Here is a 253-nt window from a genome sequence, read left to right as displayed (position 1 = left end):
CAACCCCGGCGATGCCGGCTCGGGCATGGTGGTCTATCGCGAGGGGGTCCTCGCCGAGCTCTGGTACGGGCTGCACAACCCTCAGGGCACCAACAACACCGCCGAGCTGAACGCCTTCCACCAGGCGCTGCGGGTGGCTGAGCAGGAGATCGCCCGGGGCGCCTCGGTGCGCATCCACTGCGACTCCACCTACACCATCAACGCCATCACCAAGTGGGCCGGTGGCTGGAAGAAGCGCGGCTGGAAGAAGGCC

Annotated in this window: 1 protein-coding gene; it reads left to right on the top strand. The window is 68.0% G+C overall.

From position 1 onward, the window contains the following. Window positions 1-253 (top strand): ribonuclease HI (locus FN960_RS24465; protein ID WP_368854070.1); only part of this gene is annotated, 253 nt, incomplete at both ends.

Origin of the sequence: Alkalicoccobacillus porphyridii, from assembly GCF_007293315.1 — a bacterium.
GTDB classification, from domain to species: domain Bacteria; phylum Bacillota; class Bacilli; order Bacillales; family Bacillaceae_D; genus Alkalicoccobacillus; species Alkalicoccobacillus porphyridii.
Note: the sequence above shows the minus strand (reverse complement) of the source record. Positions and strands in the feature narration are given on the sequence as shown.